Below are 14,225 nucleotides of genomic sequence, written 5' to 3' on the forward strand. Positions count from 1 at the left end.
GCACCCGCGGTCCGCTGCGCGAAAATGCACACGCAGGAAGAACCGCACAGCAGCATACAGGTGTGGCCAATCACTCGGCCTTCCCTGCGCGGTGGTCGGACGGCTTATGCCGTGCTCTCCCGGGAGCCGAACTTTCCTTCTGGCCTCCCTCGCCGTTCGAATTGGCGATGCCGTCCACCCGGTTGGGCTCGCGCGCATCTTCGATCCGGCTTGACCGTAGCAACGACGGCCAGGACCACACGGTTTTGCCGTACGCACGGCCCGCCATGTCGCCGCAGTTTTTCCAGCCCTGTCGACGAAGCCGGAAACTTACAGGCGAGACGAAGCCTAGCAGCGCCGTTCGTCTGCACGCGGCCACGGGCTCACAGGGACACCCCGCCCTGCCCGCGCCATCTCGTGCCGACGCTGCCGCGTCCACCGCAAGCCCGGCTCGCGAAATTGACGACCGCAAGATCGCCCCTCCTGGATAAGCCGGGATGGCCGACACATACGCCAAAACCGAATTTCGGTAAAGTGGAATATTTTTGTCCGCTGGGATTGACAGGGCGCGACACACCCGGTGCCGTAGGGTGGGCAAAGCGAAGCGTGCCCACGTCTTTTCGCCGTCATCGAGAGATCGTGGGCACGGCGCAAGTGCGCCTTTGCCCACCCTACGAGAGCTCGCCAAGCGTCCTCGACGCCCGCCTCGTGCGGCGTGAACTGGTAGACCGAGCTGCAGTGCCGCAGGGTGAGCAAAGCGACTTGTCCGCCGTAGCTCGAAGAGCGAAGGCGGAAGCGTGCCCACGTCTTTTCGCCGTCGTCGAGAGATCGTGGGCACGGCGCAAGTGCGCCTTTGCCCACCCTACGAGAGCTCGCTACGCGTCCTCCACCGTGCGGCGTGAACTGGTAGACCGACGAGCAGTACGAGAGCTCGAAAACGTCTAATCGGCGGCCGCCTGGGCCGGGACGATTCTCCCGATCATCGTCTCGATCTCCGCCTTCACGCGGTCGGGCACGGCATTCTGCACCATGTGGCCGAGATCGGGCAGCACGATCAGCTTCGCGTTGGGCACCATGGCCGCGAACGGGCGGGCGTGGATGCCGGTCCTCACCGTCTTGTCGGGCTCGCCGGCGATGATCGTGACCGGGGCTTTGATCTCGCCATAGCGGGAGACCTGCGCCGCGACGGCTTGCTTCAGCGTCACCAGATCATAGGCATTGGCGATGAATTCGCGCGGGCGCAGCAGCAGCGGCGTTGCGGAATTCTGCACGTATCCATCGGGCATCGTCTGCGGCAGGAATACGCTGCGCGCGCCGGGTTCGGCGAGAAAGTAACCGAGCGGCAGGGTGATGGTGTAGGCGAGCAGCGGGCCGATCACCGGCGTCGCGATGATCTCGTTGTAACGGCCGACGCCGCCGCGCCAGGGATGGGTGACCGGCGCGAGCATGACGAGGCCCGCGACGCGGCCGGGATGATCGAGCGCAAGCCGCGCGCCGAGCGCACCGCTCCAGGAATGCACGACGAAGACCGCACGCGCGATCCCGAGTTTTGCAAGCGCCTCGTCGATCATCCGGGCCTGGATCTGCGGCGTGGAATCCTGGCGCCGCGCACGCGTGCTCCAGCCATGGCCGGGACGATCGACCAGGATGACGCGATGGTCCTTGGCGAGGATGTCGCCGAGCGGGCGCCGCATCGCTTCGAGATTGGAGCTCGCGCCGTGCAGCATCACGATCGGCAAGCCCGCATCGCGCGGGCCGATATCGACGACGTGAAGCGTCGCGCCGTCGACTTCGACCATCTCGCCCTGCGGCGGAAAGGCGCGCTGCACGGCGACGATTCCGGCCTGCGTGACCAGCGCCAGCACAACCAGCGCCGTCACGACTGACATCACGATCATGGGGAGAATCCGGGTGATCCTGGGCACAGGGCAGTTACGGGTCTGGAGGGCGGCAGTTTCGCGCCGGCTTTCCGTGCTTCCACCGAAAATGCCGGGGCTGTGGATATGTGCACAATTGCACAACGTAAAAACTCAATGGAATCAACAATATTCTGAGAGCATAGGCAAGCCCGGAGCAGCTTCATGCAGCCGTCATCGCGGCTTCCATATAATCGCCATGGTCGGTTCCGCCATTTAGGCGCGGGTGGGCGCCGATCCTCCTCGCAGCCTCGGGGAATGTGGGAAGACCGGCAGAAATTGTCCTGGTTTGAACCGGAGGATTTTCGATGAGCTTCAGATCAAACGACACTGCGATCGACGAAATCGTCGCGAGCTGCAACGGCGACCTGCGCGGTGCCGTGCGGGCGCTGCTGCTGATCAATGAGCATCTCGAAGCGGAGCTGGCGAAGGCCTACGCCGCAGCGGCCGATCGCGGCCTGGTCGAGCGCGGCGGCAGCGTCCTGCATTGAGCGCAGGCTAGTTCGTACCGTCCTCGTCTTTTTCCTCGTCCGGCGTGAGCGCGGGACAGGCGCGGATCGTCGAACGGGCAAGCTTGGCATCGGCCCTGGACTTGTAGGGACCGTCGCCGAACCAGATATCGCCGATGATGACCGGATTGCTGGTCACGATATTGCATTTTCCGGTGGCGCGGTTGCCGACCACCCAGAACAATCCGTCGGCGAGGCTCACCGTCCCCGACGCGAGCAGCAAGCACCCTGCAAAGATCAAACGCTTCATGGCTTTGGCTCCTGCCATGCAGGTAGGCCTGCGGCGGCGCCGACAATAGTCCTCACGATGCCGCGCTTCCGATCGTGGTTAATCCGAAGACGCCACGTTCGCTCAAGAAACGATCGAGTTGTCGGCTAAAGCATGATCCGGAAAAGTGCGCAGCGGTTTTCCGGAAAGATCATGCGCAAACAACAACCTGAAGCGCCATGACGATTCGTCCGAATCTCATAGCGCTCTAGATATCGCGGCCTTCGACCTTCTCGGTCAGCGCCTTGACCTGGTCGGGGATCTTTTCGAGGTGCGGATTGACGGCGAGCGCCTTGCGGTAAGCGTCGAGTGCGCGCTTCTCGTCACCGACCTCCTGCATGATCATGCCAAGGCCTGCGAGCGCGCCGAAATGGCGCGGCTCCCGGATCAGCACCTGCTGGATATCCGCAAGCGAGCGGCCATAATCGTTCTGCATGTAATAAAGCGTGGCGCGCCGGTTCCAGGCCTCGATGTAGTCGGGCCTGAGCTTGATGACCGAGTCCAGCAGCTTGATCGCGACCTCGATCTTCTTGGCGTCGACCGCGGTCTTGGCGCGCGCCATCAACAGCGCCGCGGTGTCGCTGGGGGTCTGGAGCCAGATCGCCCAGATCCGCGCTTCGACGTGCTTGGCGCTGACCTCGTCGGGCGCCGCCTTCAGCGCGCCGAACAGGAAATCGAGATTCTTGGTGCGATCGACCTTGGGCAGCTTGGCCGGCGCCTCGGGCAGCTTCTTCTGCTTGCCCGGCGGGTTCGGCGGTTCAATCTGCTGCGCCAGCGCCGGACCGAGCCCAATGGCTCCCAGCACAAGGGCCAGACACAAAGTGCGCGAATGCGGGAATCTCACTGCCATGGTGAAAGTCTAAACGCGCAAAGCCGCCCTTGCAAAGCAAAGGCGGCGTCAAACTCGTGTGAGCCGTGGTCTTGCGGGAACGCGCGAAGGCGTCCGGCCGGGCGAGATCAGCCTTGCTGAGATCAGCCCTGCCGCGCCTTGAAGCGGCGCTGCACCTTGTTGATCACATAGACCCGGCCCTTGCGGCGGACCAGGCGGTTGGCGCGATGGCGACCGCGCAGCGATTTCAGCGAGTTACGGACCTTCATGGCGGAATCCTGAACGTTCGAAAGGCCGTGTTCGGCACTACCGTTGCGGCACGCGCGAATGTGGCAAAATGAGATTTTTCCCGCTGGCGGACGACCGCCCGGGACGGGGCGGTTCTTAAGGCATGGCGGGAGGTGCTGTCAATGTTCACTGCCGGCTTCCGAACCGGCAAATTCTCGAAAACAACCCCATGCACAGTCAAAGCGGCCGGATCGGGCCGATTTATCGCCAGCGAAATCAGGGCTCCTTTGATGATGCCTTGCCAAATTCGTTATATCATATAATCAATTCGGCAACCCGTCGGGAGGAAACCCATGCCGAAGCTGAAGCTGCCCAATATCGACGATGTCGTCGCCATCGACATCCACACCCATGCCGAGGAGCCCTGCGGCTGCCACCCCGACGACGGCTATGACGATTTCCAGGCGCAGATGGCGGAGTATTTCAAGTCGCCGAACAAGCATCCGCCGACGGTGCCGGAAACCGCGGCCTACTACCGTTCCAAGAACATCGCCGCGGTGATCTTCCCCGTCGATGCCGAGCGCGAGACCGGCTTCCGCCGCTACAACAATTACGAGATGCTGGAGGTCGCCTCCGATCATCTCGACGTCCTGATCCCCTTCGTCTCGATCGACCCGCACAAGGGCAAGCTCGGGGCGCGCGAGGCGCGCAAGCTGATCGAGGAATACGGCGTGCGCGGCTTCAAATTCCACCCGACCATGCAGGGCTTCTACGCCAACGACCGCATGGCCTATCCGCTCTACGAAGAGATCAACAATGGCGGCGCCATCGCGCTGTTTCACACCGGCCAGACCGGCGTCGGCTCGGGCATGCCCGGCGGCATGGGCATGCGGCTGAAATATTCCAACCCGATGTACATGGACGACGTCGCGGCCGATTTCCCCGACCTCAAGATCATCCTCGCGCACCCGTCCTTCCCCTGGCAGGAAGAGGCGCTGTCGGTCGCGACCCACAAGCCGAACGTCTATATCGACCTCTCGGGCTGGTCGCCGAAATATTTTCCGCCGATCCTGGTGCGCTACATCAACTCGATCCTTCAGGACAAGATGCTGTTCGGCTCGGACTGGCCGGTGATCACGCCGGACCGCTGGCTGTCGGACTTCGCCAAGATCGACATCCGCGATGAGATCCGGCCGAAGGTGCTCAAGGCCAACGCAAGGAAGCTGCTGGGGATCTGAAGCGCATCGAGGGCTTCGGTCGACCGAAGCCCTCATGCTCAAAACCTCACACCTGCGCCAGGCCTCCATCCACGAAGACCTCGCCGCCGGTCATGAAGCTGCTGTCCGACGACGCCAGGAACGCGGCCACCGCGCCCGTCTCGGAGGGGTCGCCGACACGCCCGATGGGCGTGCTGCTTCCGAGCGCGTCGAACGCTTCCTCGCCGACGATCTCCAGCGCCAGCTCGGTCTTGGTCGGCCCCGGCGACAGCACGTTGACGCGGATACCGGTGCCGCGCAGATCCTGCGCCCAGCTGCGCGCCAGATTGCGGATCGCGGCCTTGGTCGCGCTGTAGATGCTGAACTGCGGCGTCCCCATCACCCCCGTGCTCGAACCGGTCAGGATGATCGACGACCCCTTCCTCATCAGCGGCAGGGCTTTCTGCACAGTGAAGACCAGCCCTTTCACGTTGACGTCGAAGATGTGATCGTAATGCTCGACCGTGATCTCGCCGAGCGGCGCAAACAGCCCGGTCCCCGCATTGGCGAAGAGAACGTCGAGCGTGCCTCGTTCCTTCCTGACCGTCTCGTAAAGCCGGTCGAGATCGGACAGATCGGTCACCGAGCCCCTGACCGCGCGCGCCTGGGATCCGAGCTTCGCAACGGCGGCGTCGAGCTGCTCCTGCCGCCGCCCGAAAATGTAGACGAAGGCGCCTTCGTCGACGAACCGCTTCGCCGCTCCAAACCCGATGCCGGTGCCACCGCCGGTCACCACTGCCGTCTTGCCTTGTAGTCTGCTCATGATGTGCTCCTTCACTGAGGTTGCACTGAGCTGGCGGCGTACCCACCTATCGACAAGTATGCACCTTTTGGTAAGTGCCCAAAAAATGTCAGACTCAACCTTTCCGCCGACGCAGCCCCCTTCAACCGTTCAGCGTTGCACGCCGAATCTGCCCGGATTCACGTGCGGGCTGGATGCCACCCTGCGGATCATCGCGGGCAAGTGGAAGCCGTTGATCCTGTACTTCGTCGCCCAGGACGGCCCGACCCGCTACGGCGAGCTTCGGCGCGCCATACGCGACGTCAGCGACAAGGTGCTGATCCAGCAATTGAAGGAGCTGGAGGCCGACGGCCTCGTGAAGCGCACCGACTACAAGGAGGTGCCGCCGCGGGTGGACTACAGCCTCACTCCGTTAGGTCACAGCCTCGCCCAGGCTCTCGTGCCGCTCTGCTCATGGGGCACGGAGCACATGGCGGAAGTCAGCCGGGTGTTCGCCGAGCGGGCGGCCTGGACGCGGCGAGAACGTCCGCCGAGTGCCTAGCTTGCGCTGAACGTCGTTGGAAATCTGCTACGCCGCTGATTGCAGCGCATTCCATGCTCGCTCCAGCGGAGCTCCTGTGACCACAACCACCTGGAAGGATAGTCCATGAGCATCAAAGCCGTCGTCTTCGACGCCTACGGGACGCTGTACGACATCCAGTCGGTCGCTGACGTCACCGAGGATGCGTTTCCGGGTTATGGCGAGATCATCACGCAGATCTGGCGCATCAAGCAGCTCGAATACACCTGGCTGCGCTCGCTGATGGGACGCTACCAGGATTTCGCCGCGGTCACCCGCGACTCCCTGGCCTATACGCTGCGGATGCTGGGGCTGGCCTATGAGCGCGAGGCGTTCGAGCGGGTGATCGAGAGATATTTGCATCTCGATCTTTATCCGGATGCAGCCGCCGCGCTCACGGCCTTGAAGCCGCGACAACTGGCCATCCTCTCCAACGGCAGTCCGGACATGCTGAATGCGCTGGTGCGCAATTCCGGTCTCGACCGCCTGCTCGATGCCGCCATCAGCGTCGACGCCAAGAAGATCTTCAAGCCGAGTCCGGCGGCTTATGAGCTGGTCGGCGAGGAGCTCGGGACCGCGCCGAACGAGGTTCTGTTCGTGTCCTCCAATCCCTGGGACGTGGCGGGGGCAAAATCGTTTGGGCTCAACGTCGCCTGGATCGAGCGAGTGACGCCCGAGGTGATGGCGCTGGCTTGCGTCGAGAACGAACTCGTGGCACCGCTGACGATGTTCAAGGCGATCCGCACCCAGATGGACGAGCTTGGCTTTGCGCCGGATCATCGTGTCCGCGCACTCTCCGAGCTGTCGATGATTGCTTAGGCATCGCCGCCCGCACGTTTGACATGAGCTGCCTGGAATGAGCCTTCAATCCGTTCGCGCCTTCTTCGCCGAAAAAGCCCCCGACATCACCGTGATGGAATCGCCGATCAGCTCGGCCACGGTGCCGCTTGCCGCCGAAGCCTATGGCGTCGAACCCGGCATGATCGCCAAGACTCTGAGCTTGCGCGTCGGCGAACGCGTGATCCTGATCGTGGCCGCCGGCACCTCGCGGATGGACAACAAGAAGGTCAAGGCGCAGTTCGGCGGCAAGCCGAAGATGCTGGGGCTGGAGGAGGTCGCCGCCATCACCGGCCACGAGGTCGGCGGCGTCTGTCCGTTCGGACTGAAATCACCGCTGCCGGTCTATTGCGACGTCTCCTTGAAGGCATATGACGTCGTGGTGCCGGCCGCAGGCTCGACCCATAGCGCCGTGCGCATCACCCCGCAGCGGATGGCCGAGCTCACCGCGGCCGAATGGGTCGATGTCTGCGAGGTCAGGCCGAACGGCGGCGCCGGACAGGATGCCTGATGCATTTGCTGGCCAGGGAGGCTAGCATGGCGGCCATGGCTGACGAGAAGGTGAAACGACGACTGACCACCGTGCTGTGCGCTGACGTGTACGGCTATTCCCGTCTCATGGAAGCGGACGAGACCGGAACGTTGGAGACGCTCCGCCGCTACCGCACGGCCATTGCGCGATTGGTCGAGCGCCATGACGGCCGCATCGTGAATACCTGGGGCGATGCGGTGATCGCCGAGTTCGCCAGCGTGGTCGAGGCCGTGCAATGCGCGGTCGAGATTCAGCAGGAAATCTCCAGTCAGGCCTTGGACGCGCCGCAGGCGAGCCCGATGCGGTTTCGCATCGGCATCAACCTCGGCGACGTGATGGTGGACGGCTCCGACATCTATGGCGACGGGGTCAATATCGCATCCCGCCTGCAAGAGCTCGCCGAGCCCGGCGGCGTCGTGATCTCGAGCTCCGTCTATGATCAGGTCCACAATAAATTGTCCGTTGGCTTCGACTGTCTCGGCCAGCGCCCGATGAAGAACATCGCTCCCCTGACCAGTTATCGCCTGACCTTGGGCGACCGAGTCGCACAAGAGAGCTTCCCGATCGAGGCAAGCGCGGCTCCCTCAGAACGAGCGCGTGATCCGCGGATGGAAAACAGGGGCATACCAACTTCGGCGACGAATGTCGTCGCGGCTTGGCTCGCAAGGCTGCCCCGCCCGGTTGCAGCGGCCCTCACGGTGTCGGCTTTCCTGATCGTGATCAATCTGCTCACCAGCCACAAGATCTGGTTCCATTGGCCAGTCGCAGCCATTCTCTTCGGAGTGGCCATGCGGATGGTGCTGGGACAGCGGCCTGAATCGGACAGCAAGCCGGAGCGCTGAACGAGGCGGCACGATCGCATGTCGCGCCTACGCCCGCGCATCTCTCGGGCGCTCGTCAGAGCCTAATCGTCGTAATCGTCATAGGGACGCGGTCGCGCGTACGGAGGTGGCGGCGGCGCATTGTTAAAGCGCGGCGGCGGTGCGGCCCGATTGCGCGGGACCGGCTGCTGCGGTTGAGCCTGATTGTTCGACTGGAACACGGCACGGCAGCCGCTGGAGAGCTGCGGCGTGTTCTGTTGCAGACAGGCCACGATACGGTTCACATCGGGAATCTGGTCGCTGCACAGCCGCCACACATCGGGTGTGCACGCCATCTGCTGTTCCATCGTACCGCGGTATTCCTGCGCGGATGCAGCGCCCTGCGCCGCGATCCCGCCGACCGCAAGCGCCACACCTAGCGCGATCCGCTCTGCTCGCATGTCCAGATCCTTCCGGGTTCACCCAAAAGCTCCTAAATCAATGAGGCGCAGGAAGGTTCTGCTTCAACAACAAAACGTGAAAACTTGGAACCAACTTGATCAGCGCTTCCCATCCATGTTCACGCCACCGACTTTCGCATCCGAAGGCGTCATTCCAAAGCGCCGCCGAAATGTCCGGTGGAAATACGAGACGTCGTTGAACCCACAGAGGTAGGCGAAGTCGCTGATCTTGTTCAACCGGTGCAGCGGATCGCGGAGCAGTCGCGCCGCGCGTATCAATCGCTGCTCGAGAAGAAACTCCGAGTACGTGACGCCAGTGCGCTCGAACAGCAGCTGTATCGAGCGCGGGCTGACGCGATGGCGTTGCGCGACGCTGGCGAGCGTGAGATTGCCGTCGCCGAGTCGCGCCAGAATGTCGGACTTGATCGCTTCCAGGCGCGCAGCCGCAAGACCACGCGCTTTCGCCAGCTCAGTCTCGTCACGCCGGGTCCCCAGCATAAGGGCCACGAGATCCAGAAGATGCTGCGAGGCTGCGCTCTGCCCCAGCGCATCCAGATCCGCGGCGTGGCGGAGCGTCAGATCATAATATTGGTGCAGCATCGCCGCGAGTGCCGGGCTGTGCACGAGCGGCCGCGCGATACGATCTTCTGCGTCGGGACAACGGGCCAGCAGTGCTCGACGCGCAATGAACAGCGACTGAAACCGACCTTCGGCCAGTTGCGAGACATCGGCGCCTTGATGGGCCGCGTCGGCAAGGCCCGTTGCCATCGGTTCGAGTTCGACCGTCCGCCCGCCAACCGTGATGCGCATTGGCGCAGTCGTAGCAAGCACAAAGGCGAGTGAATTGTCGCGATCGGCACCGGTCGCGACGAACTGCATCGGCGATCCCGCGGCTCCCGACAACTTAAGTTCAGGCAGCGGCAGCGCCGTCAGATCGCAACGGACAGGCCCTGACACAAGCGGCGCGACATCGCCGCACATCACGTGGCGGCAAAATTCCTCCCGCCAGGCGTCATAGGTCGGCCCGTCCGGGTCGCCGGCATAGCCGAGGCGCGGCGCGCCGCGGATCGATCCGCCGTGTGTTGCCATCAAGCGTGTCTCCAGGCTCGAATACCGACACACTGATATCGTGCCGGACAAGCCGCGCAACGCCGTTCAGATCCGATGGCGCCTCGAACCCTCGTGAACTTTCGCTTTTGTCCATTTGCCGCGGCAACACGTCGCGGCGCCGGCGCTGTCGTCCGGCGCCGTGATCCGCGGGAATCTGACGGCCACGACATCGTGCCAGGCTTCCGTACGAGGGTGCGTTCGCGCCGGGATTTGACCGACCCACGCTCCGCAGCCTCATCCGAAGCGAATTCCGAATCTCGCCCCACTCCACCTTTCCGATCTTCTTCACCCGCCATCAGACGCGCAGGAACAAGACGTTTACCAGGCGTTAGCCATGTCCAGCCCGGCCAGGAACGCGTGCCTGCGGCCGCCGTTGGCCTCCCAGGGAGTGAGTGATGCACAATCTTGGAACCATCGACGTCGCCTTGGACGAGATGCTGGTGAATCTCGCAGCGATCGTGTTGCGGCTTTCGGCGCCCGAATTGACGCGAACCCCGGAAGCGCGGCGCGCGCTGGCGCAATCCGTCCATCAATATGGGGTATGCGCGGCGCGGTCGAGCGATCCACGCGTTCACGAATTGAAGATGCAGCTCGACGAGACGTTGAAGCCGAGCTTGCGCGTCGTCGCGATCGACGGCGTGAAGGTGTCGTAGTCGAGCACGGTGGGCACGCTTCGCTTTGCCCACCCTGCGATAGTTTGCACGAGCGATGGATTGATGACATCCGGTAGGGTGGGCAAAGGCGCGCTCTTCGCGCGCCGTGCCCACGATCACTCACCGAATTGCCCCGCGATGCCCCGCATATCACCGCCCCAATCCGCGGGGAGTGTGCTCAGCTCCACCTAGCGATGAACGGTAAAGGCGGACATCCTGCCTTGCGCGCGTCGATATCGAGACACTTGTAATCTTCTCAGGTAAAGACGTGGGCACGCTTCGCTTTGCCCACCCTACGAGAATTATTGCAGAGGATCGACAGCGAGATCGCGTAGGGTGGACAAAGGCGCGCACCTCGCGCGCCGTGCCCACGATCACTCGCCGAATTGCCCCGCGATGTCCCGCATGTCACCGCCCCAATCCAGGGGCAGGGTGCCGCTCTCCACGTAACGATGAAAGCTGCTGAGAGACCAGTCGCGCACACGAGCGACGAGGCCGTGCTTGACGGGATTGAAATGGATGTAGTCCACGTGGCGCTCCAGGTCCGCATCATCGCGAATGGCGTGTTCCCAGTAGCGCCGCTGCCAAATGCCCTTCTCGCGCTTCTTCAATTTGCTCATTGAAGGCGGGGCGGCCTCCAAGCCACGCGAGAATCCGCCCTTGATGAGATTCCAGCGCGACGCGAAATCAGCATCGTGCTCGGGTAACGACCAAACGGCATGGAGGTGGTCGGGCAAGATACAGATTGCGACAGTCTCAAACGGGCGGCGTTGCTGGACGGTTCGGTAAATTCGTCGCAAGCGATCAATGTGATCTGCAAGCAGAGTGCTTGACCGATCTTCGAGCACGACCGTGAAGAAGAACGTGCTGCCATGCGCGCGCCGATATCGAGACACTTGCGATCCCTCAAGCAAGACGTGGGCACGCTTCGCTTTGCCCACCAAATGGATCTATGGCGCCTTTGCTCTCACACGCGGCCGCCGCTTGCATGTGCCCGGCAGCTTGGCCGCGAGGAAATCGCCGAGCGCCTCGACGCGCGCTGGCCTGGGGCCGCCGGGCGGGGTCACGAGGTGCACGGCGCCTTCGGCCTGTTTCCAGTCCTTCAGGATCACTTCGACGGCGCCGGAGGAGATCGCCTCGCCGACGATGAATTCAGGCAGCTCGGCGATGCCGAGGCCTGCGATCAGCGCCGGCATCACGGCTTCGCCATTGTTGACGCGGAGCTGTCCACCCGGCCGCACGCTGGCCTGCTCGCCGGCCGAATTGGTGTAGTGCCAGACGTTGGGCGTGGAGAGATAGGCGTAGCTGAAGCATTTGTGCTCGGCCAGATGCATCGGATGCGTCGGCCGGCCATGACGCTTGAGATAGGACGGTGCGGCCACGGTGAAGCGCGGCATGGTGAAGAGCCGCCGTGCGATCAGTGACGAGTCCGGCAGCCGCGCGATCCGCACCGCCATATCAAAGCCCTCGCCGATCAGGTCGACGGTCGCATCGCTCAAGTGCAGATCGACCGAGACTTCCGGATAGGTCTCGAAGAATTCCGGCAGCAGCGGCGCCACCGCCTTGATGCCGAACGTCATGGGCACGGCGAGCCGCACCAGGCCGCGCGGCGCCACCGACTGCGCCAGCGCCTCGTTCTCCGCCGCTTCGCCGTCGGCCAGAAGGCGCGTCGCGCGCTCGGCGAGCTTGTGGCCGGCATCCGTCAGCGCAAGCCGGCGCGAGGTGCGGTTGAACAGCCTGGCGCCAAGCCGCTCCTCCAGGCGCGTGACCGCCTTAGACACCGTCGCCTTGGACGTCGCCAGCTCGCTCGCCGCCCCCGCAAACGACCGTAATTCCACGACTTTTGCGAAAATCGCGAGGGCCTCGAAATCCGGGAGCTTCGCCATGGGAGCAATCCGCCTGGGCTCTGTTAGGAAACAATGCGTTTCGACAGTTTCTATTTCTATACCACAACCGGAGGCCTATCCAAGGGCCATCAGAAATTCAGGAAGCGGAGAAATCCAATGACCAAGAAGCTCTCAGGCAAGGTCGCCCTCGTCACCGGCGGTTCGCGCGGCATCGGCGCGGCCTCTGCCCGCGCCCTCGCCGACGAAGGCGCGGATGTCGCCATCAGCTATGTTGCCTCGCCGGAGAAGGCTGAGGCCGTTGTCGCCGAGTTGAAGACCAGAGGCGTCAAGGCCCGCGCCTTCAAGGCCGACCAGGCCTCGGCCAAGGACGTCGCGCAGCTCGTGAACGATGTCGCCAGGGAATTCGGCCATCTCGACATCCTCGTCAACAATGCCGGCGTCGCCGCCGGCGGCGCCATCGACGATGCCAGCGCCGACACGGAAGCGCTGGCGCGCCAGGATCAGATCAACGTGCATGGCGTGATCGCAGCGATCCGCGCCGCGTCGCAGTTGATGGGCGAAGGCGGCCGTATCGTTACCGTCGGATCGATGCTGGCCGACCGCGCCTCGTTTCCGGGACTTGCCGACTACGTCGCCACCAAGGCAGCCGTGGTCGGCTACACCAAGGGTGCGGCACGCGACCTCGGCGCGCGCGGCATCACGGTGAACGTGGTGCAGCCCGGCTCGATCGATACCGACATGAACCCGAAGGACGGCGGCGAGTTCGCCGAGACCCAGCGCAAGCAGCACGCGCTGCAACGCTTCGGCCGGCCTGAGGAAGTTGCGGCCGGCGTCGTCTTCCTTGCAAGCCCGGACGCCTCCTTCGTCACCGGTACCGTACTCAACGTCGACGGCGGGTTCGGCGCCTGATGGCGCCGAACGCTTAGATCAAGGAATCACGCAGATGATCGAACTCAGACCCTTCGCAAAGCTCGGCGGTGCCGACCACGGCTGGCTCAAGGCCAAGCATCATTTCTCCTTCGCCAGCCATTATGATCCCGACAACATGGGTCACGGCGCCTTGCGGGTGTGGAACGACGACGAGATCGCGCCGAACACCGGCTTTCCCGCCCATCCCCACGCCAACATGGAAATCATCACCTATGTGCGCGAGGGTGCGATCACCCACCAGGACAGCCTCGGTAACGAGGGGCGCACCGAAGCGGGCGACGTGCAGGTGATGAGCGCCGGCAGCGGCATTCGCCATTCCGAGTACAATCTGGAGCCGACCAGGACACGCATCTTCCAGATCTGGATCGAGCCGACGCAACGCGGCGGACAACCGACCTGGGGCTCAAAGCCGTTTCCGAAGGCCGATCGCTCCGGCAAGCTCGTGACCATTGCGAGCGGCCTCGAGGGCGATAGCGACGCGCTGCCGATCCGCGCCGATGCACGCGTGCTCGCCACCACGCTGAAAGCCGGCGAGAGCGCGGAGTACGCGCCGCAGAGATCGCGGCACCTCTATCTGGTGCCCGCGGCAGGCGCCGTCGAGGTCAACGGCGTGCGCGTCAACGCCCGCGACGGCGCCGCGATCCGCGACGAGCAGCACCTGAAGATCACGGCGCTCGAAGATTCCGAGCTCGTGCTCGTCGACGCTGCGTAAGCCACCCTCCCCCGTCATGGCCGGGCCTGTCCCGGCCATCCACGGCCTGGCCCGGAG

Annotated in this window: 18 protein-coding genes; 9 read left to right on the forward strand and 9 right to left on the reverse strand. The window is 63.7% G+C overall.

Annotated elements, in window-relative coordinates; all coding sequences use genetic code 11:
* Positions 1 to 920 precede the first annotated feature (920 nt).
* Positions 921 to 1,877 carry an alpha/beta fold hydrolase gene (locus E4K64_RS26330; RefSeq protein ID WP_167772267.1) on the reverse strand — a complete coding sequence of 319 codons (957 nt, stop codon included), beginning with the start codon at positions 1,875 to 1,877 and terminating at the stop codon, positions 921 to 923.
* Positions 1,878 to 2,203: 326 nt separating this feature from the next.
* Between E4K64_RS26330 and E4K64_RS26335 the strand changes: the two genes are divergently transcribed.
* Positions 2,204 to 2,386: a hypothetical protein gene (locus E4K64_RS26335; RefSeq protein ID WP_135166086.1), complete on the forward strand. Its 183-nt coding sequence runs from the start codon at positions 2,204 to 2,206 to the stop codon at positions 2,384 to 2,386.
* Between the two features lie 7 nt (positions 2,387 to 2,393).
* Here the strand turns inward: E4K64_RS26335 and E4K64_RS26340 are convergent, their stop codons facing one another.
* The 3 genes from E4K64_RS26340 to ykgO all read right to left on the reverse strand — a co-directional run bounded on the left by E4K64_RS26340 (position 2,394) and on the right by ykgO (position 3,770).
* The gene (locus tag E4K64_RS26340) at positions 2,394 to 2,654 is read right to left on the reverse strand and encodes a hypothetical protein (RefSeq protein WP_135166087.1); all 261 of its coding nucleotides are present in this window, start codon (positions 2,652 to 2,654) and stop codon (positions 2,394 to 2,396) included.
* A 226-nt stretch (positions 2,655 to 2,880) separates the two neighbouring features.
* Complete coding sequence (locus tag E4K64_RS26345) at positions 2,881 to 3,522, reverse strand: tetratricopeptide repeat protein (protein WP_135166088.1); 642 nt, start codon at positions 3,520 to 3,522, stop codon at positions 2,881 to 2,883.
* A 122-nt stretch (positions 3,523 to 3,644) separates the two neighbouring features.
* Entirely contained in the window at positions 3,645 to 3,770 is a 126-nt protein-coding gene (ykgO, locus tag E4K64_RS26350; RefSeq protein ID WP_006611362.1) for a type B 50S ribosomal protein L36, read from the reverse strand.
* Positions 3,771 to 4,082: 312 nt separating this feature from the next.
* Between ykgO and E4K64_RS26355 the strand changes: the two genes are divergently transcribed.
* Entirely contained in the window at positions 4,083 to 4,967 is an 885-nt protein-coding gene (locus E4K64_RS26355; RefSeq protein ID WP_027551976.1) for an amidohydrolase family protein, read from the forward strand.
* A 46-nt stretch (positions 4,968 to 5,013) separates the two neighbouring features.
* Here E4K64_RS26355 and E4K64_RS26360 read toward each other — a convergent pair whose 3' ends face one another.
* Positions 5,014 to 5,748 (reverse strand): SDR family NAD(P)-dependent oxidoreductase, encoded by a 735-nt coding sequence (locus tag E4K64_RS26360; protein ID WP_167772268.1) that lies wholly within the window; start codon positions 5,746 to 5,748, stop codon positions 5,014 to 5,016.
* A gap of 85 nt (positions 5,749 to 5,833) precedes the next feature.
* On the opposite strand from E4K64_RS26360, the gene E4K64_RS26365 reads away from it, so the two are divergent.
* From E4K64_RS26365 to E4K64_RS26380, 4 genes are all read left to right on the forward strand, one after another.
* Positions 5,834 to 6,268: a winged helix-turn-helix transcriptional regulator gene (locus E4K64_RS26365; protein ID WP_235884789.1), complete on the forward strand. Its 435-nt coding sequence runs from the start codon at positions 5,834 to 5,836 to the stop codon at positions 6,266 to 6,268.
* 105 nt (positions 6,269 to 6,373) lie between these two features.
* On the forward strand, positions 6,374 to 7,105 hold the full coding sequence (locus E4K64_RS26370) for a haloacid dehalogenase type II (protein WP_135166090.1): 732 nt from the start codon (positions 6,374 to 6,376) through the stop codon (positions 7,103 to 7,105).
* A gap of 37 nt (positions 7,106 to 7,142) precedes the next feature.
* On the forward strand, positions 7,143 to 7,634 hold the full coding sequence (locus tag E4K64_RS26375) for a YbaK/EbsC family protein (RefSeq protein ID WP_135166091.1): 492 nt from the start codon (positions 7,143 to 7,145) through the stop codon (positions 7,632 to 7,634).
* Between the two features lie 35 nt (positions 7,635 to 7,669).
* Positions 7,670 to 8,497: an adenylate/guanylate cyclase domain-containing protein gene (locus E4K64_RS26380; protein ID WP_135166218.1), complete on the forward strand. Its 828-nt coding sequence runs from the start codon at positions 7,670 to 7,672 to the stop codon at positions 8,495 to 8,497.
* Between the two features lie 62 nt (positions 8,498 to 8,559).
* Here the strand turns inward: E4K64_RS26380 and E4K64_RS26385 are convergent, their stop codons facing one another.
* Together E4K64_RS26385 and E4K64_RS26390 are read right to left on the reverse strand one after the other, a co-directional pair.
* Positions 8,560 to 8,916: a hypothetical protein gene (locus E4K64_RS26385; RefSeq protein WP_135166092.1), complete on the reverse strand. Its 357-nt coding sequence runs from the start codon at positions 8,914 to 8,916 to the stop codon at positions 8,560 to 8,562.
* A gap of 99 nt (positions 8,917 to 9,015) precedes the next feature.
* Positions 9,016 to 10,005: a helix-turn-helix transcriptional regulator gene (locus E4K64_RS26390; RefSeq protein ID WP_135166093.1), complete on the reverse strand. Its 990-nt coding sequence runs from the start codon at positions 10,003 to 10,005 to the stop codon at positions 9,016 to 9,018.
* 416 nt (positions 10,006 to 10,421) lie between these two features.
* Here E4K64_RS26390 and E4K64_RS26395 point away from each other — a divergent pair, with 416 nt between their 5' ends.
* Positions 10,422 to 10,679, forward strand: coding sequence for a hypothetical protein (locus E4K64_RS26395; RefSeq protein ID WP_167772269.1), 258 nt, complete (start codon positions 10,422 to 10,424; stop codon positions 10,677 to 10,679).
* Between the two features lie 374 nt (positions 10,680 to 11,053).
* Here the strand turns inward: E4K64_RS26395 and E4K64_RS26400 are convergent, their stop codons facing one another.
* Both E4K64_RS26400 and E4K64_RS26405 read right to left on the reverse strand, forming a co-directional pair.
* Positions 11,054 to 11,575: an REP-associated tyrosine transposase gene (locus E4K64_RS26400; protein WP_135166219.1), complete on the reverse strand. Its 522-nt coding sequence runs from the start codon at positions 11,573 to 11,575 to the stop codon at positions 11,054 to 11,056.
* A 54-nt stretch (positions 11,576 to 11,629) separates the two neighbouring features.
* Positions 11,630 to 12,565, reverse strand: coding sequence for a LysR family transcriptional regulator (locus E4K64_RS26405; protein ID WP_126259537.1), 936 nt, complete (start codon positions 12,563 to 12,565; stop codon positions 11,630 to 11,632).
* A gap of 117 nt (positions 12,566 to 12,682) precedes the next feature.
* Between E4K64_RS26405 and E4K64_RS26410 the strand changes: the two genes are divergently transcribed.
* Together E4K64_RS26410 and E4K64_RS26415 are read left to right on the forward strand one after the other, a co-directional pair.
* On the forward strand, positions 12,683 to 13,435 hold the full coding sequence (locus E4K64_RS26410) for an SDR family NAD(P)-dependent oxidoreductase (RefSeq protein WP_135166095.1): 753 nt from the start codon (positions 12,683 to 12,685) through the stop codon (positions 13,433 to 13,435).
* A gap of 34 nt (positions 13,436 to 13,469) precedes the next feature.
* Complete coding sequence (locus tag E4K64_RS26415; protein WP_135166096.1) at positions 13,470 to 14,168, forward strand: pirin family protein; 699 nt, start codon at positions 13,470 to 13,472, stop codon at positions 14,166 to 14,168.
* Positions 14,169 to 14,225: the final 57 nt, after the last annotated feature.

It is taken from the genome of Bradyrhizobium frederickii, from assembly GCF_004570865.1.
GTDB classification, from domain to species: Bacteria; Pseudomonadota; Alphaproteobacteria; order Rhizobiales; family Xanthobacteraceae; genus Bradyrhizobium; species Bradyrhizobium frederickii.